This is a genomic window from Actinocorallia sp. A-T 12471, assembly GCF_033875155.1.
Lineage (GTDB): Bacteria > Actinomycetota > Actinomycetes > Streptosporangiales > Streptosporangiaceae > Actinocorallia.
Genome location: NZ_JAWZTE010000002.1, coordinates 461,918 through 481,778, shown reverse-complemented (window position 1 = coordinate 481,778; position 19,861 = coordinate 461,918). Strand labels below are relative to the sequence as shown.

Genomic DNA, 19,861 nt, shown 5'->3' with positions numbered 1-19,861 from the left:
GTCAGGCCCTTACGTAGGTGAGGTTGGCGGTCATGCCGGCTTCGAAGTGGTAGGCGTTGTGGCAGTGGAACATCCACGGGCCGGGGTTGTCGGCGTCGAACTCGATGGCGAGGTCCTGGCCCGGCAGGATGTTGACGGTGTCCTTGCGCGCCCCGCCCGGGATCGCGAACGTGTGCCCGTGCAGGTGCATCGGGTGCCACATCGGCGTCGAGTTGCGCATGGTGATGCGGATGCGCTCGCCCTCGACGGCGCGCAGCGCGGCGGCGTCGGCCCCGGCGAGGCCCCACACGTACCGGTCGGTCCCGCCGATCAGCTCGACCCGGTAGTCGCGCGCCGGAGCCCGGTCGGCGAGCCGCGCGGACCCCTCGGGCACCAGGTCGGCGTAGGACAGCAGCCTCCCGTCGAGTTCGGTGGGACGGCTGCCCACCGAGGGCGCGGAGGCGCTTGACGACGACCGCAGGATCGCCGCCGCATAGCCCGCCTTGCCTTCGGCGGCCGCCATGATCGGCCACGCGCCGGACTTGGGCGTCAGCAGCACGTCGTAGCGCTCGCCCATGCCGAGCACGAGCGCGTCGGCCTCGACGGGTTCGACGGGGAAGCCGTCGGCGTGCGTGACGGTCAGCTTGTGCCCGCCGACCGCGAACCGGTACGGGGTCTCGGCTGCGGCGTTGATGATCCGCAGCCGGATCTTCGCCCCGGCGCGCGCGGTGAACGTCGGCCGGTCGGCGGGCGGCCGGCCGTTCACCAGGTGCAGCGGGTAGGCGATGTGGCCGCCCATCCCGCCGAGCGGCGTGGAGTTCCCGTGCGCGCCGCTGACCAGGGCCGTCGCGGCGGAGGACGGCGGCGCGGGCGTCATCACGTGCCCGGGCGTCATCGTCGCGTCGGGCGTCATCGCGTGACCCGCGTGCCCGCTGAGCGCGGGGTTCAGCGCGGTCAGCACCTCGTCGGGGGTGGTGCCGAGCCCGTCGAGCCAGTCGTCGAGGACGATGACGAACTCGGTCTCCGCGCCGGTCGCGTCGTCGGGGTCCTCGATGATCAGCGGACCGTAGAGCCCCCGGTCCGCTTGGAGGCCGATGTGCGGGTGGTACCAGTAGGTGCCCGGGTGCTCCAACGCGAACCGGTACGTGAAGCTGTCTCCCGGCATGACCGGGGCCTGCGTCACGGGCGAGACGCCGTCCATGTCGTTGCGGATCGTGATGCCGTGCCAGTGGATCGTGCTCTCGGCGGGCAGGTCGTTCACCAGCGTCGCCTCGAGCAGGTCGCCCTTCTTGGCGCGGATCTCGGTGGTGCCCGCGCCGTCGCCGTACGCCCACGTCTGCACCTCGCGCCCCGCGAGGTCGAGCGTGACGGGCGCGGCCTTGAGCCGCACCGCGACGGGCTTGCGGCCGGGCGCGAGACGGCCCGCCTCGGCGGCGGCGACCGCGGGATCGGTCGGCGCGACGGGCACCGGCGCGGGCGCGCCGGGCTTGGCGTCGCCGCCGCACGCCGCCGCGGCAAGCGAGAGCCCGCCGAGGACGAGGAAGCCCCGGCGGTCGAGGCGTGGGTTCATCATGTTCCTTCCCAGGGGGTGGGCGTGGGCGTCCCGGCCGGGAGCGCCCCCGGCCGGGACGCCGCGGTCACGGCGTGACCGTCAGCGGCGCGAACATCTCGCCGAGCGGGCCTGGACCCTTGACGGGGGCCTTGGAGACCTGCTTGAGCGAGGCGGCGTCGAACCCGTAGAGGGTCGTCTTGTCGTCCTTGGACGCCAGGACGTAGAGGATCTTGCCGTCGGTGCTGAACACCTGGGACTCCGCCGAGCCGCCGCCGAGGTCGTCGGCGGTCAGCTCACCGACCTCCTTGAACGCCGCGTCGAAGACGATCGTCTTCTTCCAGTCGCCCGCGCGCGCCGAGCCCGCCGGGATCTCGCCGTCGGTGTAGGGGACGGAGATCCGCGACGCGTCGGCGTTGACGGCCGGGTTGTCGAAGCTGATCCCCGCCTTGACGACGCTGCCCGCCTTCTCCACCGGGGCGGTCGGCAGCCCGTTGGCGAAGTCGAACAGGTAGGCGTTGCCGTACCCGTTGACCAGCAGCGCCTTCTTGACGTCGGCGGCGAACGGCGCGTGCCGCGCCGAGGTGAAGCCCTCCGGCAGGACCTTCGTCCGGTTGGCGACGCTCGGCACGCCGTTGTCGTCGATGTGGATCTGCAGCAACTCCTGCGAGGACTCGCAGAGGCTGTAGATGTCGTGCCCGACCGGCCAGGTGAACGGGCCGCAGTTGAGGATCTGGAGCTTCCCGGTCTGCTTCTTGGCCTGCAGGTCGACCACGCGGATGCCGAAGAGCATGTCGTCCCAGGTCACCCAGTACTTGCCGTCGGGGGTGACGGCGTTGCTGGAGTGCCTTCCGTGGGTGCGGGTCTCCTCGGGCAGGACGACCTCGGCGGGCTTCGTCGCGTCGCCCTCGTACCAGGTGAGGGTGTAGTCGGCCTTGCCGCGCCAGCCGCGCGGCCGCCACACCTCGTGCCCGAGGATGTAGGGCAGGCCGGGGTGCTCGCCGGCGAACACCGTCGGGGTGAGGTCCCAGTTGGTGTTGGCGCTGGTGACGGTCTGGATGAGCTTGCCGGTCTTGGGGTCGAACACGTTGAGGTTCGTGGTGAGCGAGCCCCACCCGGCCTCGGCGATGACGACCTGGTCGGCGCCGATCGGCTTGAGCTCGCTCACGTGGATCGGCTCGGGGATCTGGGTCGGGAGCGCCTGGTCCGTCGGCCCGATGCCGGTGTTGGCGTCCGGCGCGGTGTACGGCTGGGTGCGGAACGGAGACGTCGGCTTGGGCGACGCCTCCTTGTCGGAGTCGGACGAGCAGGCGGTGAGGGTCACGGCGAGGGCCATGGACACGCTCACCAAGCCCATCGTCTTGGTGGATCGCAAGGGGGGACTCCTTGGAGTTCAGGCAGTGGAGGGGGTCAGGTCAGCACGAGGAGCAGGACGTGGCCCGCGAGGAGCGCGAGCGCGCCGCCGCACACGAGGCGCGCCGGGTTGTCGAGGCCCATCGTGCGGATCAGGTGGTCGTTCAGGTCGCCCCGCCGCGCGCTGGGCAGCGCCAGCACTGAGGGGACGATCCGGCAGACCGCGACGATCGCCCAGCCCGTCGCGCCGAGCACCGGGGAACCGGCGAGTAGCACACCGAGGTTGAGCAGGTAGAAGGCGGTGGTGCGGATGAAGATCAGGTATCCGGGACCGATCAGCAGCCCGTAGGCGAACGCCACGATCCGCGGCTGGTACTTGCGGCGCCAGCCTGCGGGCACCTGACGCATCCGCTGGGGGTGCGGCAGGGTGATCAGGCGCATCTCGTGCATGCCGTAGGCGGCGGCCACCACGGCCCAGATCCCGAACGACCAGACGGCCGGGACATCCGGGAGCAGTGAGCCGAGCCAGCCGACGAGCGCGCCGGTGGGCAGGGCGGTGAGCAGCAGGCCGAGCAGATGCCAGCCGATGCGGCGCACCGGGGTCGAACGCCCGCGCACGGCAGGCTTGGGGGCCACCATCGTGGCCACCAGCGAGTAGCCTCAGGGAGACCAGCTCGCGCCCATTCCCGAGAGCACCGCGACGATCAGCACCGGAACGGTCCAGGCGACGGCGTCGTCGCCGGTCGCCGCGCCGAGGGCCGCTCCCGCGAGCAGGAGCACGGCCCACACGCTGAGCCGCCGCAGCCGTCCGTACACCGACCCGATCGGGCGTTTGCCGCCGGACCCGGTGCCGCAGACGGCGTCAGACACCTGTCTTGGCTCCGACGCGGGCGGCGGGCCTCGGCGTGCAGTCCTCACCGATGATCGGCGCGAGCGTGCACGTGTAGCTCTGCGACTCCTCCGAGACGCACCAGATGATCTCCTGGTCGAAGCTGCCCGACACCGGGTTGTACATCTGCGCCTGCACGTGCGGCTCCGCGCAGAACGTCGCCGCGCAGCCCGCGCCGCCGCAGCAGTCGTAGTACGCGACCAGGTAGGTCTTCTTGCTGTCGGGGTGGGTGCAGCAGCCGACCCAGAACTCCGCGCCGGGCGTGGAGCCGGGCGGGCACGTGGTGACGCCGCCGCCCGCACAGTCGGCGCACGGGGAGCCGTCCATGTTGCACCAGCGCCAGTACTCGCACTTGGACGGGTCCTTGCCCGCGTAGTCAGGGACGATCTTGTCGCTGGTGTCGGCGAGCGCCCGCGACACCGGGAGCGCCGCGACCGTCGTCACCCCCGCCGCGCCGATCATCCAGGCGCCCATGCGCGCGAGCATTCCGCGCCGGGACGTCCGCTCGGACAGCTTGCGCGCGGCACGGCTCGCCGTGCCTCCGCCGCCGCCCGCGAGCCAGTCGGCGTGCTCCTGCACGGCGTCCTGGCCGACGGGCATCATGTTCTCGCCCACGAGACTTCCTCTCTCTTACTGGTGGGTGTGTGCGTGCCGGGTGGCGCTGAGGTGCAGCTCCTGGACGGAGGACACCCCGGCCTCCAGCGCGTTGATGAGGCTCTCGACCTGCTGCATGGTGTTGCACAGGCCCTTGGCCCGCACGACGCCGTGCGCGTCGAGCGCGATCCCGTAGGGCGTGGTCCCGACCTGGTAGGCGATCCCGACCTCGGCGGCGTCGAGGTAGGCGACGTGCGGGCCGAGCTGGGTCCCGGCGAGGAACCGCTCGTGCTCCTGCGGGCTGCCGTCGGAGACCAGGACGACGTCGAGGTCCTTCTCCGCCCGCGCCATGGCCAGCACGCCGGGCAGCAGGCTCTTGCAGGTGGAGCAGGTCGGGCTGGTGAACAGCACGAGCTGGGGACGGTCGCGCCGCCCGCCGACGTCGGTGCTCCGGTTCAGATGGTCGACGAGGCCGCTGAAGGCGGGACCCTCCTGTCCGACGCGCGGTCCGGTGTCGAGCATCCGCGCGCCGAGCGGGCCGAGCCGCACCTGGATGCGGCCGACCTCGCGGGCCAGCGCGAGCAGCATGACGAACAGGGCGGCGACCGCGGCGGCGAGCACCACGACGAGGGCGAGGAGAACGGTGTTCATCTAGAGGGCTCCTTGGATGCGGGCCAGGCGTTCCCCGGCCGGGTCGAGATAGCCGTCGAGACGGCTCGGTCCGGTGCCGGTCACCGCGGCGACCTGGCCCGCGGCGAACACCGCGGCGACGATGACGACGCCGGCGGCCGCCCCGCCGACCGCGGCGGAACTCGCCCAGACCGGTTCGGTCGCCCAGAGCAGGGCGGGCAGCGCGGCGACGGCCAGGGCCGCGGCGCGTCCGGCGTGGAACCAGCTGATGCGGGCGGCGTCGGGGTCGGCGTGGCCGAACGCGAAGCAGCCGCAGTCGAGGTCGCGGCGGCCGCGCGCGAGGTTGATGGTGAGTCCGGTGGCGAAGGCGAGGAACATCAGCACCGCGACGGCCGAGGCGGCCCTTGTCGCCACGCCGAGCACGAGCGCCGCGCCGACGATGACCTCGGCGAACGGGAGCGCCCTGCCGACGGCGTCGGCGACCGGCCCGGGCAGCACCCGGTAGGCCCGGACCGACCTGGCGAACCGCGCGGTGTCGCGGAGCTTGGGCGCCCCCGCGACGAGCAGGGCGAGCCCTACCGCGGTCCTGAGGACGACGAGGAACAACAACGGAGCCCTCCTAGAAGTTTTGCGGCAGGCGAAAGAGACGCGTGCCACAGGCGGGCGGGAAAAAGGGGAGAAGGCGTCGGCGAAGAGAAAGTCCGACGGTGTTATAAAGGCGCGGGATTTTCCGCGTGGCGGCTACATGACTGCCATGCGGCGGCTACGTCGCCGGGTCCGCGAGCAGGGCGAGGGCGGAGATGGTCCGGTCCATGTCCTCGATGGCGCGTTCCAGGTCGGGGTCGATGAGCCACTGGAGGAGCAGGCCGTCCACGACGGCCATCAGCAGCCTGGCGAGCTGGGCGCGGGGAAGGCCGGGGGCTTCGTCGCCCGGGTGGCCGATCTTGTCGAGCCAGAGTTCGAGTGAGCCGAGGTACTGGTCGTACTGCCAGGCGGCGAGGCCGTCGCTGAGGTCGTCGCGCAGCGCGTAGATGGTGACCTCGAACTGGGACAGGTGGTTGCCGGGGCCCTGGTCGAGGATGGTGGTCCACCAGGCGTTGAACGAGGCGACGAGGCGGTCGCCGAACGAGGCGGCCTCGCCGGTCGGCGGGTCGACGGTGAGGAACGAGTGCCTGACCACGGCCTTCAGCAGGCTCTCCTTGGTGGAGAACACGTGCTGGAGGCTGCTCAGGGAGATCCCCGCCTCGCCGGCGACGGCCCGCATGCTTGTCTTGGCAAGGCCGTCTCGGCTGAGTACGCGCAGAGCCGCCCGGAGAATGCGAGCTTCCTGTACTTCTGAACGCACATAAGCCATCAAGAGCCATCACTCCTGTCTTGTCCGAAATGAGTCTAGGTCACGTGACCCAATCCAACAAAGCGGCGAAAAGTGATGTTTACTAGTTTTCTATTGTGTTACGGGAACCTCACCGAGAAAAGGAATCCTGCGGTTCTGTCTCAATAACGCGGAGGGCCGGGTCGATTCTGCGGGTGCGGCCGAGCGCGTCGAGGTGGGCGAGGAGCGGGAGCGCGGTCCTGCGCGTGGTGGCGAGGGCGTCGCGGGCCTCGGCGACGGTGAAGGCGCGGCCGAGCGCGGACAGCGCGGCCACCGCGCGCTCGACCGCGTCCGGCAGGAGCACGACGGTGCGGTCGAGGACGAGCACGAGCCCCGCCCGGCGTGCGACGGCGAGCGCGGGCGCGTCGAGGCCGAGGGCGCGCAGCCGGTCGGCCTCCGGGGCGTGGAACGGCGTGTCGGCGAGCTCGGCGCGCAGCGCGGCGACGGCGGCGGCGACGGCCTCGGGCACCGGCCCGCCGGTCGAGATCTTGCCGTCGGCCAGGCGCAGCGACGTGTCCGCCAGCAGCGCCTCCACGAGGGCGCGGTCGGGCAGGGCAAGGCGCTGGCGCGCGGTCTCGACGGCCATGCCCGGCGCGTGCGGGTGGGCGGCCTCCCAGTCCCTGACGGCATCTTCCAGACGTGGCCCGAGCGCCGCCCAGTGCGCGGGGTCGGCGTGCCAGTCGCCCGCCACCGGGGGGCGGGTCGGGGCCGCGCCCATCCGGGCGAGGTCCGCGCCGCGCAGCAGGAGGTGGCCCGTGAGCAGGGCGTCGGCGGGGGGAAGGGGGGCGGTGGCCGCGAGCAGTTCGGCCCTGCGGCGTGCCGCGCCCCTGCGCCGCTCAAGCGGCTTTGGCGCGACGTCCACCGGACGCGCCGCCCAGACCCGGTGCGCGCCGGGATCGCGCAGCACGACGCGGTCGGCGAGCCGCAGCGGCAGCGGCGTGCGCGCGGTGAGCCTGAAGTACCCGCCGCCGAGCGGCCTGACCTGGGCGGGGACCCCGGCCGCGCCGACGTGCAGCGTGACGTGCGCGGGCGGCGGCTCCTCGCCGGGGACCTCGACGTCGATGACTGCGGTGTCGAGCCAGCGGTCCGGCGTCAGCAGGGCCGCGCCGCGCCTGAGCCCCGCGACGCCCTCGCCGTGCACGTTCACGCCGACCCGCGCGCTCCCGGAGATCCGCTCGACCGGCCGTCCGAGGGTGTGCAGGCCGCGTACCCGGACCTCCTCGCCGGTCCCCGCGACGCGCAGGACGTCGCCGACCGCGAGCGTGCCCGCCCCCAGCGTCCCGGTGACGACGGTGCCCCGGCCCTTGAGGGTGAACGCGCGGTCGACCCACAGCCTGACGTCGCCGTCCGGATCGGGTTCCGGCAGCGAGGCCGCCAGCGCGGTCAGGGCGGCGCGCAGTTCCGGCATTCCGGCCCCGGTCAGCGCGCTCACCGCGACCGACGGCACGTCGGCGAGCGGCCCGCCCGCCATCCGCTCGCGCGCCTGTGCCAGCGCGGGCCCCGGGTCGGCGAGGTCGGTCCTGGTCACCGCGAGCAGTCCGTGCCCGACCCCCAGCGCCTCCAGCACCGCGAGGTGCTCGGCCGACTGCGCCCGCCACCCCTCGTCCGCCGCGACCACGAACAGCACGGCGGGCACCGCCCCCACCCCGGCCAGCATCGTCCCCAGAAACCGCTCATGCCCCGGCACATCCACGAAGGCCAGCCCAAGTTCATCCGACCACACGAACCCAAGGTCGATCGTCAACCCCCGAGCCTTCTCCTCCCCAAGCCGATCCGGCTCCTGCCCCGTAAGCCCCCGCAACAGCGCCGACTTCCCATGATCCACATGCCCCGCCGTAGCGATCACCCGCATCCCCGCACCGCCTCACACAGCTCGGCGTCGTGGGCGGGCAGCGCGCGCAGCGGCGCGGGTTTGCGGTGGTCGGCGGGGTCCGCCGTAGCGATCACCCGCATCGCCTCACACAGCTCGGCGTCGTGAGCGGGCAGCGTGCGCGGCGGCGCGGGCTTGCCGTGGTCGAGATGTCCGGTTGTGGCGGTCACGTGCATTGGCGGATCGCTTTGAGGAGGTTGGGGTCGTGGGTGGGGGGGAGGGCGCGGAGGTCGAGGAGGCAGCGGTCGTTGTCGAGTCTGGCGAGGACGGCGGGGGTGCCGGTGCGGAGAGGGGCGGCGTAGGAGGCGGGGAGGGAGACGGCGGCGCTGGGGAGGTCGACGCCAGGCGCGCCGCCGCCCCCGACGACGGCGACGGAGTCGCACGCGTGGGCGTCGAGGCCGTCGGCGCGCAGGGCGGCGGCCAGGGACTCGGCGCGGGCGCGCAGCACGGACGGGTCGGCGTGCAGGGACTCGGCGGTAGGGGTCGGGAACAGCAGCGATGCCTCAAGGGCGGCGAGGGTGAGCTTGTCGACGCGCAGCGCCCTGGCCAGCGGGTGGCGGCGCAGCCGTTCGACAAGGTCGGCCCTGCCCAGCAGCAGCCCGCACTGGGGGCCGCCGAGCAGCTTGTCGCCGCTCGCCGTCACCAGGTCGGCCCCGGCGCGAAGCCAGGTCGCCGCGTCGGGCTCGTCCGGCAGCACCCGGTCGGGCGCGAGCAGGCCCGAGCCGATGTCCCCGACGAACGGCACGTCGGCCTCCCGGCACAGCGCCGCGAGCTCCCGTGGCGCTGCCTCGCTGGTGAACCCGACGACCCGGTAGTTCGACGGGTGGACCTTCAGCACGAACCCGGTCTCCGGGCCGAGCACCGAGGCATAGTCGCGGACCGTGGTCCGGTTCGTCGTGCCGACCTCGCGCAGCCGCGCGCCGGTGGACTCCAGCAGCTCGGGCAGCCGGAACCCCGCGCCGATCTCCACGAGCTCACCCCGCGCGATGACGATCTCCCGGCCCGCCGCCAGCGCCGTCGCCGCGAGCACCAGCGCCGCCGCGTTGTTGTTCACCACGTGGACGCCCCCGGCGTCGGGGACCTTCGCGGCGAGCGCGGCCATCGCGTCGCGTCCGCGCGCCCCGCGCCGCCCGGTGGCGAGGTCGAGTTCCACGTCGGTGCAGCCCGCCGCCTCGGCGACCGCCCGTCGCGCCTCGGCCGACAGCGGGGCGCGCCCGAGGTTGGTGTGCAGGATCACCCCCGTCGCGTTCAGCACCGCGCGCCCGCCGACGTGCGCGAGCCCGGCGAGCGCCGTCTCCGCGACGTCCCCCGGCGCGATCCGCCCCGCGCGGGCCGCCTCCTGCGCCGCGCCGATCGCCGCCTTCACCCGCTCCCGCCCCACCCGCGACGCCGCCGCGACGAACCGCTCGTCGGCCAGCAGCGCGTCAGTACGCGGGATCAGCCGCCGCACATCGTCCATGACCTCGGATTTTAGACGTCCGAATCCTCCGGATAAGCTGCCCCCCGGAGGTGTCTGGGCGCCTGGTGGCCCCCTCGGTCTTCAAAACCGAAGGCGCCGGGCATCCCGGCGCGGCGGGTTCGATTCCCGTCCACCTCCGCCAAACTCCCCGGCCCTACGCGTGGTCCGCCAGGGCCCTGCGAATCCGGACGGGCTCATAGGCGGGCGAGGCGATCGACAGGACCACGAGGGCCGTACGGGCCAGATGGGCCGCCAGCGCGCGTGACGCGGCGGCCGCGTCGCGGGCCTTCACCGCCTCGGCGATCGTGTGGTGCTGGGTGCCGGTGTCGGCCTGCCATTCGAGCGGGTTCCAGGTGACGAACGCCATCCGGTAGCGGGTGGCGTGGTCAGAAAGGAGCGAGAGCTCACGTTCGAGCCTGGGCCCCGCCGGGTGGACAAGGGCGCGGTGGAACCGCTCGTGCGGGCACTCCCACTGCTCGACGTCCCCGGTGCGCGCCTTCTCGTCCATCTCCAGGAGCAGCGCGTCAAGCCCGGCGATGTGCTCCTCGGTCATCCGGGGGACGGCGATGCCGATCGCGAGCGCCTCAAGACTGATCCGCATGGCGTAGAGCTCGTCAAGATCCTCGTCGCTGAACTCCGCGACCCGCGCGCGGTGCTGCGACTCCTGCCGGACGAACCCCTCGCGCTGCAGGATTCTGAGCGCCTCGCGCAGGGGTCCGCGGCTGACGCCCAGCCGCCTGGCCAGCTCGACCTGGGACAGCGGGTCACCCGCGCGCAGCTCGCCGTGCATGATCGCGCGGCGCAGCGCGTGGTGGGCCCTGCTCACCTCGTCGGGGTGGGTGAGGCCGTCGGCCAGTCCGGCCGGCTGTGCTGTCATCGTCCGCAGACCCTTCGCGCGTTGCCGTAGGTCTAGAGGGTACAAGCCGCCGAGGAAATGTTGACACTTTGCCCTCGGTGATCATTGCCGACCACGGTGTTGCGGACCGAGCCCAGCCGCTCCACCTCGACCTCGACCACGTCGCCGGGGCCGAGCAGCCGAGGGGGCCTGCGCACGTAGCCGACCCCGGACGGGGTCCCGGTGGCCAGGAGATCGCCGGGCCGCAGGGTCATGGTGTGCGAGATCAGCGACAGGGTGTTCCCCACGGGGTAGATCATCTGGTCGGTCCGCGCGTCCTGCATGGTCTCGCCGTTGACGCGGGTGGTGACCCGCAGTCCGTCGCGCAGGTCGCCGACCTCGGCGGCCGGGACGATCGGCCCCAAAGGTCCCGACCTGTCCCCGTTCTTGCCGAGTGTCCACTGTGAGGTCAGCTTCTGCGCCCTGCGCGACGTCAGGTCGTTGAACGCGGAGTACCCGAGCACCGCCGCGAGCGCCTCCTCGGGGGAGGCGTCGACGAGCGGCGCGCCGACCCACGCGACGACCTCGCCCTCCCAGTCGAGCCCGTCCTCGTTGGACGGCACGGGGACCTCGGCCCCGTCCACGGTCAGCGACCGCGTCCACCTGCCGAACAGGCTCGGGTAGGGCGGCAGCTCCTGGTCCCGGTAGCTGCCCTCGGCCGCGTGGTCGAGGTAGTTGAGCCCGACGCACAGGACGCGCGCGTCCGGGAGCACCGGCGGCACGAGTTCGACCGCGCCGACGCCGAGCACCCGACCCGAGGCCGGACGGGCGAGGCACCCCGCCGGGTCGGCCCAGAACTCCGCGAGCGGGGCGATGACGGTGACCTCGTCGCCCCGCGCGGAAAGGTCGGCGACCTCGACGCCCGCGCCGTCCGGTCGCCTGATGCCCACGATTCTCACTTGGCTTCCTTCTGGGTGTTCTCGGGTGCGGTGTGGTCGTGCTCGAGGTGGTGATGGATCAGCAGGTCGCTGCCGAAGTCGTTGGACGGGTCGCGCCACACGCTGTGCACGTGGTTGGCGTCGTCCTCGGCGTTGTCGAACTCGATGAGCGTCACCGGGCCCTGGATGCGGAAGTAGTGCGGCTCGTCAAGGGACGTGCCTCCGGCCCACGCGAACCTGAGCTCCGCGACGCCTCCGGCGGCGGCCACCCGGTCCATCTCGAAGCCGACGAGGCCGGGCCTCGCCCGCTCCACGAACTTGGCGAGCAGGTCGTCAAAGCGCGCGCGCTGGACGGGGGAGAGGTCGCCGACGCGGATGCCGCGCGGATGGGCGCGGAAGTAGGCGAGCGCCCTGCGGTCCTCGTCGGTAATCATCGCGTCGCGGCGGCCGACGCCGTGGTACCCGGGGTACTCGACCTCCCCGATGACCGGGACCGTCCTGGTGACGAAGTCGGCGGGCGGCCTGTGGTGGATGACGGCCTGCCCGAGCTGGGCTTCGGTGAGCCCGTCGAGGAGCGCGAAGGCCGCGTCCTCCTCCTCGCCGAGAATCCGGAAGGGCCCGAATCCGGCGGGTTCCGCGCCGAGCAGAAACGGTGTGGCGTTGACGAGTTCGCCGTCCACGACGGTGACGTTGACCGACAGGTGGTGGCCGACGAGCCGCCAGCCCCATGTGGTGTCCGGCTGCGGCTGGCCGAAGAAGGTGAGGAAGTAGCCGCCCGCGTCACGGAAGGTCGGCGCGATGTGCCCGAACAGCGGAAGGTTGAGCTCGCGGAGCACGTGTTCGTTGGCCATCACCTGGACCACGCGGGCATAGGCGGGCACGGACATGGACTCGGCGATCAGCCGGTGCGCGAGCCCGGTCTGGTGGCGGTCGAGTTCGCCGAGGGCGAGGCCGTGCCTGCCGGACTCGGGGAGGAAGTTCCAGTGCGTCCGGCCAGGGTCGGTGTGCGGCAGCAGGACCCGCGCGCGCTGGTCGGCGGTCAGGCCGTCGAACAGTCCCATGGCCGCGAAGGTGATGGCCGTCGCGTCGAACGAGCCGCCCGGCCTCGGCCGGTGCGCCTCGGGCAGCGCGATGTCGGGGTGGTGGGTCATCGGGTTTCTCCTAGAGTTCTGGGGGTGTGGGTGAGGGCCCGGCGCAGCTGTACGACGAAGCGCGCGGCGTCCTCGTGGCGGCCCGCGGCGAACACCGCGAAGTCGGGCCTCGCCAGGAAGGCTTCGCAGCCGTGCTCAACGAACCAGCGCGCGTAGACGCCGTCGAGGTCGTGGACGCAGGACAGGTCGGCGGTAACGCCGCCGATCTCGCGGAACCACGCCGCGTCGGCCGGGTCGAGCGCGGCGGCAGGGTCGCCGGTCCGGCTGACGAGCTGCCAGCCGCCGCCGACGACGTCGTCGAACAGGCCGGTCCGGTCGGCGGCGCGGACGCGTCCCTGCGGCGCGAGCCGTCCCTCGACGCCGCCGCTCGCGACGGTCAGCGACGGCTCGCCCAGCCGTGGGTGCGGCGGTCTGCGGGTGGCGAAGCCCGGGTCGCGGGCGAGCCGCTTCATCTCCGCGTCCCTGACCGCAGCCCGCGCGGGGTCGAGTTCACAGATGACGCGCCCGGCCGCGACCGCCTCGTCAATGATCTCCCTGACGTGCCCGACCCGCTCGGGACCGTAGCTGTCGAGGACCGAGGGCGCGGCGAGCCCCCGGTGGACCATGGCGAGCCGCCAGGTGAGCGCGCGTGCGTCGCGGATGCCCGAGCACAGCCCCTGGCCGAGGAACGGCGGCATGAGGTGGGCGGCGTCGCCCGCGAGGAAGGCGTTCCCGACCTGCCAGGAATGCGCCCATCTGCCCCGGAATGTGTACACCGCGTGCCGCTCAAGCCGCGCGGTCTCCGGCGTGACGCCCCACGGGGCCATGAGCCGCCATGCCGTGCTCTCCTCGCCGAGTTCCGCGACGGTCATGTCGGCGCGCCGCATGAACTCGAACCTGCGCCGCCCGGGGCCGCTGTTGACGGCGGTCGCGGGCTGCGCCGGGTCGCAGTACTGGGTGGCGAAAGCCGTCCACTTCTCTTCGATGCGCGGCAGGTAGTCGGCCACGAGCCAGTCGGCCTCGAAGCCCGAGTCCCCGACCTCGACGCCGAGCGCCGCGCGGACCTGGCTGTTGGCCCCGTCCGCGCCGATCAGCCACCGCGCCGAGACCTCGACGGCCGCGCCGGGCCGCTCGGTCGGCGCGACCCGGACGGCGACGCCGTCACCGTCCTGCGCGAGGGCCTGGAAGGCCACCCCTCGGTGGACGGTCACCCCGGGCGTCGCGGCGGCGCGCGCCTCAAGGGCGGCCTCGAGGTCGGGCTGGTGGAAGCCGTTGGTGGTGGCCCAGCCGGACTCCGAGGCGCGGTTCCAGTCGATGGCCTGCAGGAGTTCGCCTTCGCCGTTGCGGAACTCGTATCCGCCGCGCTCCCCAAGGGACGGCTCGAACAGGTCGGCGTGGTCGGCCATCAGCCCCGCCGCCTGGAGGACGCGCAGCGCCTCATGGTCGATCGTGCACGCCCTGGGCAGCGGGTACCTGCGCGGCTGCCGTTCCACGACGGCCACCCGCAGCCCCGCCTGGCCGAGCAGCACGGCGCTCAGCAGTCCGACGGGCCCGCCGCCGACGACGAGGCAGTCGACGCGGTCCCGGAGCGGTGTGGACGGGGCCGTCATGCGCCGCGCCCCCCTTCGCCGTCCCGGTCGGGCAGGATGACGCACTTGGCGTGCGGGGACACCGCCTGCGTGTGCCAGGCCGAGGCGAGGTCAGCGAGCGGGAACGTGCGCACCTCGATCCGCAGCTCGTCCCGGGACAGCGCGGCCCACAGCCAGGTCAGCGCCTCGCGCTTGGCCGACAGCGGGGTGTGCAGGCCCGCGAAGCCCGACAGGGTGAGCCGCCTGCCCCGGAGCAGCCCCGCGGGTATCCGCGCGGTCGCGCCCGCCGGATCGCCGACGTTGACGATCCGCGCCCGGGGCGCGCACGCGTGGAGCGCGGCTTCCAGCGGGGTCCCGTACACGCCGTCGAGGACGACGTCCACGGGCCCAGCGGCCTCCGCGAGCCGGGCCGCGAGGTCCGCGACGCTTTCCCCGGCGCGCAGCGCGACGACGGCGTCCGCGCCGAGCGTCCGCGCCCGGTCGAGCGCGTCGGGATCGCGGCCGACGCCGACCACCCGGCCCGCGCCGCGCCGCCGCGCCACCTGGACCGTGAGCTGCCCGACCGCGCCGGTCGCCCCCAGCACGAGCACTGTCTCGCCGGGGCAAAGCCCGGCCTCCTCGACCAGCGGAAGGAACGCCGCGATCCCGGCGTTGCCGACGGCGGCGGCGAGCACCGGGTCGAGGCCGTCGGGCAGGGGGAGCACGTCATCGTCGGCGACCAGGACCCGCGCCGCGAACGAGCCGGGGCTGGTCGGCGACGCGTGGCACTCGGCGTACACCAGCGCGCCCTGCGGGTGGCTGTCGGAGTCGAGCACGACGCCGACGCACTCACTGCCCGGCACATAGGGCGATTCGTATCGGGCCGAGTGGAATGTTCCGGAGGCGATGGCGAGGTCGAGCGGGTTCAGCGGCGCGGCGACGACGGCGAGGAGCGTCGTCCCCGGCGCACGCGGCGGCAGCACGACCGAGCCCGGCCTGGGCGGCGCGCCCGGCGCGTCGACGAAGGCGGCGGGCACCACGACGTCGGGTGACGGCATCGGTCAGCCCCTCCCGTCGGCGTTGACGTCCCCGGCGAGGCGGCGGAACCGGCTGCCGTGGAAGACGAGCGGCGGGGTCTGCGGTGCGGCGCTGAGCCCGTGGACGCGCAGCAGCACGATGTCGTGGTCGCCGCACGCGACCTCGTCGTGGACCGTGCAGTCAAGCCACAGCGCGGCCCCCGCGACGAAGACGCCGCCCTCGGCGGAGGTCGCGAGGTCGGTCCCGGCGAACCTGTCGCCGTCCCTGCTGGCGAGCCGTGCGCAGATCTCGTCCTGGTCCTCGGCGAGCACGCTGACGCCGAGCCTGGGCAGCTCCCGCAGCGTCGGCCACGTGGTCGAGGTGCGCTGGACGCAGACCGACACCAGCGGCGGCCGCAGCGACACCGAGGTGAACGAGCTCGCCGCGATGCCCACCGGCACCCCGTCGCGGCTGCCGCACAGGGCGGTGACCCCGGACGGGAAGCACCCGAACGCCCGCCTGAGCTGCTCGGGCGCGGTCACCTGCTCGAGGTCCCGCGTCGCCGTCCCGCTCATGACCGCCGCTCCAGCACGCTCATCGACATCGGCCCGGCCTCGGCCCCGCACAGCGCCCTGCCGGTGTTCTCCAGCCAGGTGTCGACGTTGTGCGCCGAGTGCAGGCTGCCCGCGCGGCAGTTCCGCGCGATCAGCTGGAGCGGCTGCCGCCGGATGATCGCCGACGCGCCCGAGGCGTGGAACAGCGACTCGACGGCCGAGGCGCACGCGTCCCACACATAGGCGACGTCGGTGTGGAACCTGAGGACGTCGACCTCGGTGGGATCGGACCGCTCCGCCTCGTGCCGGTCGAGGGCCGCGACCGCGGCGTCGGCGACAAGGCCCGCCGCCCGGATCTGGGCCACGGCACGCCCGACGGTCAGATGCGTGACGGGCGCGTCGAGCTGGGTCGCGTACGGCGAGTACGGGATGCTCCGCTTGCCGACCGCGCCGACGAACAGCTCGACCGCGTGGTCGGCCATGCCGAGCGCGACGCCGGTCCCGGCGACGAGGGAGCGGGCCAGGCCGCCGCGCCGCGGGCCGAGGCCGCGCGCGGTCAGCTCGGCGATCCGCGCGCCCAGCAGCTCGGGGGTGCTGAACCGCTCGTCGGGGACGAACAGCTCGCCGTCGGTCGCGACGGTCTGGCTGCCGGTGGCGGCCATGCCCATCGCGTCCCAGTCGTCCCTGGCGACGAGCTGGTCCTTCGGGATGAGGGTCATGCCGACCTTGGCGTCGTCGGTCTCGTCGTAGAAGACCGCGAGGTAGCCGTGCGAGGCGTGCACGCTGCCGGTCGCGAACGGCCACACGCCCTCGACCATCCAGCCGCCGTCGACCCGCCGCGCCTTCCCGGACATGCGACGGCTCGTGCCGCCCACCGCGAACGTGCGGTTCCCGACCCACGGCGCGGTGTAGACGGGCCCGGCGACGTCGTCGGCGAAGGCCGCGCTCCACAGGTTCCCGCCCGCCGCGGCCCACACCATCCAGCCCGTCGCGCCGCAGCCCGCGCCCAGCGCACGGAAGACCGCGTGCAGCTCGGCGGTGGTGTAGTCCGCGCCGCCGAACCGCTTCGGCGTGGTCACGCCGAAGACGCCGGCGGCGTCAAGGCGCTCGATGCTCTCCTGCGGGATGCGGCGCTGCCGTTCGGCCTCGGCCTGCCGCTCGCGCAGCCAGGGCCGCAGCTCGGCGAGGCGCGCGACGACGTCGTCGGCGGTCGCCCTCTCCATCGTCCTCATGACTTCCTCCTAGTAGGCGCGTGCGTGGGCGGGTCAGGACGGCCACACGGCGTTCGCCGGCGACGGCGTCCCGTGGAACCCGGAGACCGGGCGCAGGCTCGGGTCGCTGCCGTCGCGCAGGCCGGCCGACGCGTCAGGGTGGTCGTCGAACCAGCCGTCGGCCGGGTACCGGTACATCCAGTCCACGAGCAGCCTCCGCCGCGCGATCAGCCACTTGCCGTCCCGCAGCTCGAACCTGTCGAGGTAGCGCGCCCAGAGCTTGACGTAGTCGCCCTTCCAGTGGTGCCGCTCGGAGCCCTGGTGGTCGGCGTTCAGGTAGGTCTCGACGTGGGCGACCTCGGGGCCGTCGAACTCGATCAGGCTGTTGCCGAGGTTGTGCGAGGTCCGCACGAACCGCGGCATCTCGGCCGTCAGGAACGCGACGAAGCCCTCGACGGGCCCGATGTGCAGGGATTCGGGAACTGGACGAACGCGTCTTCGTGGAACGCGCCGCGGACCAGGTCCATGTCGACGCGGTCGAGGCCGCGGCAGTAGCGCAGCAGCACGTCGTGGATCTGCGCCCGCGCGCTCAGCTCTTCGAGGTTCATCGGCATCTTCCGTTTCTCGGGGTGGGTGGGGGAGACGTCATGACGTCTTGGGCGGCAGGACCGGGAGCTGCACATAGCTCGGGTGGTCAGGGCCGGTGTGGATCGTGTTCCGCGCGCCGTCGTGGTAGGCCGCGTCGTAGGCGTGCCGGTTGCCGTGCCCGACGCCGGTGTACGGCTGGATGTCCACCCGGACGCGGTGGCCCGCCCGCACGAGGCCGGTGTTCGGGATGATCTCGACCTCGACCGGCACGATCTCGCCGTCGCGCAGCGGCGCGTGGTCGGCGCTCAGGTGGGTGTGCTTGGGCCGGAACTCGGTGGACCGCTCGGGGTCGAGCCTGCGGTGCGACGCCTTGAGCCAGCCCTTGGCCAGCGGGTAGAACCGGGTGGAGATGCCGGGGATGAGCGCGGGCCCGCAGTAGTCGACCTCGCGGTTCTGCTCGTCGAGCACCCGGAAGGACACGTAGACGTCCATGTCCTCGCTGGTGCTGGAGACCCACAGCACCGCCTTGCTGTACCCGGCGAGCACGGTGTCCTCGGCCATCGGCTCGGTGACGAACGTCGCGCCCGGCGAGCACGGCGCGGTGGCCGCGTCGGCCGCCGGAGGCACCCGGCACGCGTCGACGTCGACCTCGGCCGAGTAGGTGACCGACCGTTCGGCGTCCGGGACCGTCCTGGCGAGCCGCAGGACGTGGTCACACGGCAGGTCGCCGACCCCGTCGGCGGGCGCGGCGTCCAGGTACCACCTGACGTACTCGGTGCGCGCGACCGGCCACTCGTCTTCCTCCTGGACGTACGCCGCGCCGCGCCCGGTGCGGATCTCCAGCCGGACCGGGGGCCGGTCCATGATCCCGTTGTCGACCCCCTTCAGCCAGTGGTCGAAGAAGGCGACGTGGTCTTCCACGGCGGCCGCCGTGTAGGGCTTGAGGAACCAGTCCTCCCAGAAGTCGATCTTCTTGTGCGGCGTCGGCGTGTTCAGGTAGGTCTCGCTGCTGCCGAGCTGGTGGAAGTTGCCGGGGTGCGTGGTGACCGCGACGGTCCACAGCGGCACGTCCACCGCGCCCATGTCCGGGTTCATCAGCACCTTGGCACGCGGGCCGAAGATCGCGCCGGGGTCGGAGTCCTTGAACGGGTTGGCGCGCGCGATCGCGATGAAGTCGTGCGCGTCGACCTCGCCGCAGATCGCCGGGGTGATCCCGAACCTGAACCAGCCGGGGAAGAACTCCTCGTTCAGGATGCCGCCGGTGTACATGACCTCCTCGTAGAGGTCGGCGTCCGTGCCGATCGCGATCATCGCCTTGAGGTGCGCGGGCCTGAGGCTCGCGACCGCGTGCTGGTTGACCGCGTAGTACGACATGCCCCACAGGCCGACGTTCCCGTTCGACCAGTCCTGTCCGCCCGCCCACTCGATCGCGTCGCGGTACGCCTCGGCCTCCTCGATGCCCCAGATGCCGAGCGTGCCAGGGCTCTTGCCCGCGCCGGGGCCGTCCACCCGGACCACCGCGTAGCCGCGCGGCACCCACGCCGCGGTGTTGACGCTCTCGTGGTTCTCGTACTCGTAGCCGTCGGGGTTGCCGAGGAAGTACCGCTCCTCCATCAGTTCGTGCCGCTCGACCGCCGCGTCGTCGCACAGCGAGTGGTGCACGAACGCGCGCCCGTAGACGCCGCAGTTCATGATCACCGGGACTGGCTCGTCGGTGTCGGGCCGGTAGACGTCGGCGTAGACGAACGAGCCGTTCCGCAGCGGGATCTTCACGTCGCGCCACAGCCGGATGCCGAGGACGTCGCGGCGTACCTGGTTGCGCGCGGCGGCGGGGGATCGGAGCGTGCGCGGCGCGTCGAACACGCCGGCGCGGTTCAGGTCGGCGAGCAGGTCGGCGACGACGGGGTCGTCGGTGAACGCCCGGACGGGGTCGGCGGGCGCGCCCGGCAGCGACGCGAGCCCGTAGCGGAAGTCGATCGGACGGTCGCCGACGAGCGCGTGGATCTCGGGGGTCAGCACGATCCCGTCGCCGAGGTCGGCGTCGCGGGAGAGGGTCTGCAGGAAGCGCGCGATGTTCGTCAGGCCGGGATCGGCGAGCTTGCCGGGGTCGCCGCCGACCCTGGCGACGACGTCGGCGAGGGTGAGCCGGTCCGCGCCGCGCGCCGCGCCGATCAGCACCGAGCCGACCGAGAAGACGACGATCTCGCCGTCATGGTAGGCGAACGTCCCCGCGTCGTCGGTGTGGCCGGAGCAGGTGGGGGTCTCGTAGCGCAGGCCGACGACGGGCCCGGCGAATCTTCCGTGACGAGGCATGGAACTCCCCTT

General features: G+C 73.0%; 21 protein-coding genes and 1 tRNA gene. 1 reads left to right on the top strand and 21 read right to left on the bottom strand.

The genetic code is table 11. The annotated features are described in order from the left end of the window. Position 1 precedes the first annotated feature (1 nt). The 11 genes from R9X44_RS07240 to selA form a co-directional block, all read right to left on the bottom strand. Positions 2–1,552: a multicopper oxidase family protein gene (locus R9X44_RS07240; protein WP_319813205.1), complete on the bottom strand. Its 1,551-nt coding sequence runs from the start codon at positions 1,550–1,552 to the stop codon at positions 2–4. A gap of 64 nt (positions 1,553–1,616) precedes the next feature. After that, on the bottom strand, positions 1,617–2,903 hold the full coding sequence (locus R9X44_RS07235; protein WP_319813204.1) for a hypothetical protein: 1,287 nt from the start codon (positions 2,901–2,903) through the stop codon (positions 1,617–1,619). 35 nt (positions 2,904–2,938) lie between these two features. After that, on the bottom strand, positions 2,939–3,529 hold the full coding sequence (locus R9X44_RS07230; protein ID WP_319813203.1) for a hypothetical protein: 591 nt from the start codon (positions 3,527–3,529) through the stop codon (positions 2,939–2,941). A 12-nt stretch (positions 3,530–3,541) separates the two neighbouring features. Further along, positions 3,542–3,751, bottom strand: coding sequence for a hypothetical protein (locus tag R9X44_RS07225; RefSeq protein ID WP_319813202.1), 210 nt, complete (start codon positions 3,749–3,751; stop codon positions 3,542–3,544). After that, on the bottom strand, positions 3,744–4,385 hold the full coding sequence (locus R9X44_RS07220) for a methylamine dehydrogenase light chain (protein ID WP_319813201.1): 642 nt from the start codon (positions 4,383–4,385) through the stop codon (positions 3,744–3,746). The genes R9X44_RS07225 and R9X44_RS07220 overlap by 8 nt, the downstream gene beginning before the upstream one ends. Positions 4,386–4,400: 15 nt before the next feature. After that, the gene (locus R9X44_RS07215) at positions 4,401–5,015 is read right to left on the bottom strand and encodes a hypothetical protein (RefSeq protein ID WP_319813200.1); all 615 of its coding nucleotides are present in this window, start codon (positions 5,013–5,015) and stop codon (positions 4,401–4,403) included. Continuing rightward, on the bottom strand, positions 5,016–5,603 hold the full coding sequence (locus tag R9X44_RS07210) for a MauE/DoxX family redox-associated membrane protein (protein WP_319813199.1): 588 nt from the start codon (positions 5,601–5,603) through the stop codon (positions 5,016–5,018). 154 nt (positions 5,604–5,757) lie between these two features. Then, positions 5,758–6,348, bottom strand: a complete 591-nt coding sequence (locus tag R9X44_RS07205; protein WP_319813198.1) for a TetR/AcrR family transcriptional regulator — start codon at positions 6,346–6,348, stop codon at positions 5,758–5,760. Between the two features lie 109 nt (positions 6,349–6,457). After that, positions 6,458–8,218, bottom strand: coding sequence for a SelB C-terminal domain-containing protein (locus R9X44_RS07200; protein ID WP_319813197.1), 1,761 nt, complete (start codon positions 8,216–8,218; stop codon positions 6,458–6,460). Then, complete coding sequence (locus R9X44_RS07195; RefSeq protein WP_319813196.1) at positions 8,209–8,406, bottom strand: hypothetical protein; 198 nt, start codon at positions 8,404–8,406, stop codon at positions 8,209–8,211. Before R9X44_RS07195 ends, R9X44_RS07200 begins: the two co-directional genes overlap by 10 nt. Then, positions 8,403–9,695: an L-seryl-tRNA(Sec) selenium transferase gene (gene selA, locus R9X44_RS07190; RefSeq protein WP_319813195.1), complete on the bottom strand. Its 1,293-nt coding sequence runs from the start codon at positions 9,693–9,695 to the stop codon at positions 8,403–8,405. The genes R9X44_RS07195 and selA overlap by 4 nt, the downstream gene beginning before the upstream one ends. Before the next feature lie 46 nt (positions 9,696–9,741). Here selA and R9X44_RS07185 point away from each other — a divergent pair. Continuing rightward, a tRNA-Sec gene (locus R9X44_RS07185) sits at positions 9,742–9,837 on the top strand. A 12-nt stretch (positions 9,838–9,849) separates the two neighbouring features. Here the strand turns inward: R9X44_RS07185 and R9X44_RS07180 are convergent. From R9X44_RS07180 to R9X44_RS07135, 10 genes are read right to left on the bottom strand one after another with little or no spacing between them, the layout of a single operon-like run. Further along, positions 9,850–10,572: a GntR family transcriptional regulator gene (locus tag R9X44_RS07180; protein WP_319813194.1), complete on the bottom strand. Its 723-nt coding sequence runs from the start codon at positions 10,570–10,572 to the stop codon at positions 9,850–9,852. Positions 10,573–10,604: 32 nt separating this feature from the next. After that, positions 10,605–11,489 carry a fumarylacetoacetate hydrolase family protein gene (locus R9X44_RS07175; protein WP_319813193.1) on the bottom strand — a complete coding sequence of 295 codons (885 nt, stop codon included), beginning with the start codon at positions 11,487–11,489 and terminating at the stop codon, positions 10,605–10,607. After that, positions 11,486–12,619 (bottom strand): DUF3500 domain-containing protein, encoded by a 1,134-nt coding sequence (locus tag R9X44_RS07170; protein WP_319813192.1) that lies wholly within the window; start codon positions 12,617–12,619, stop codon positions 11,486–11,488. The genes R9X44_RS07175 and R9X44_RS07170 overlap by 4 nt, the downstream gene beginning before the upstream one ends. Next, positions 12,616–14,208: a bifunctional 3-(3-hydroxy-phenyl)propionate/3-hydroxycinnamic acid hydroxylase gene (locus R9X44_RS07165; protein WP_319813191.1), complete on the bottom strand. Its 1,593-nt coding sequence runs from the start codon at positions 14,206–14,208 to the stop codon at positions 12,616–12,618. The genes R9X44_RS07170 and R9X44_RS07165 overlap by 4 nt, the downstream gene beginning before the upstream one ends. Then, a complete protein-coding gene (locus R9X44_RS07160) occupies positions 14,205–15,224 on the bottom strand; it encodes a zinc-binding alcohol dehydrogenase family protein (protein WP_319813190.1) in 1,020 nt (339 codons plus the stop codon). The genes R9X44_RS07165 and R9X44_RS07160 overlap by 4 nt, the downstream gene beginning before the upstream one ends. 3 nt (positions 15,225–15,227) lie before the next feature. Next, complete coding sequence (locus R9X44_RS07155; protein ID WP_319813189.1) at positions 15,228–15,758, bottom strand: flavin reductase family protein; 531 nt, start codon at positions 15,756–15,758, stop codon at positions 15,228–15,230. Beyond that, a complete protein-coding gene (locus tag R9X44_RS07150; protein WP_319813188.1) occupies positions 15,755–16,969 on the bottom strand; it encodes an acyl-CoA dehydrogenase family protein in 1,215 nt (404 codons plus the stop codon). Before R9X44_RS07150 ends, R9X44_RS07155 begins: the two co-directional genes overlap by 4 nt. Before the next feature lie 33 nt (positions 16,970–17,002). Beyond that, positions 17,003–17,359, bottom strand: coding sequence for a nuclear transport factor 2 family protein (locus tag R9X44_RS07145; RefSeq protein ID WP_319813187.1), 357 nt, complete (start codon positions 17,357–17,359; stop codon positions 17,003–17,005). 20 nt (positions 17,360–17,379) lie between these two features. Continuing rightward, positions 17,380–17,556: a nuclear transport factor 2 family protein gene (locus tag R9X44_RS07140; RefSeq protein ID WP_319813186.1), complete on the bottom strand. Its 177-nt coding sequence runs from the start codon at positions 17,554–17,556 to the stop codon at positions 17,380–17,382. A gap of 37 nt (positions 17,557–17,593) precedes the next feature. Further along, positions 17,594–19,849 carry a CocE/NonD family hydrolase gene (locus R9X44_RS07135; protein WP_319813185.1) on the bottom strand — a complete coding sequence of 752 codons (2,256 nt, stop codon included), beginning with the start codon at positions 19,847–19,849 and terminating at the stop codon, positions 17,594–17,596. Positions 19,850–19,861: the final 12 nt, after the last annotated feature.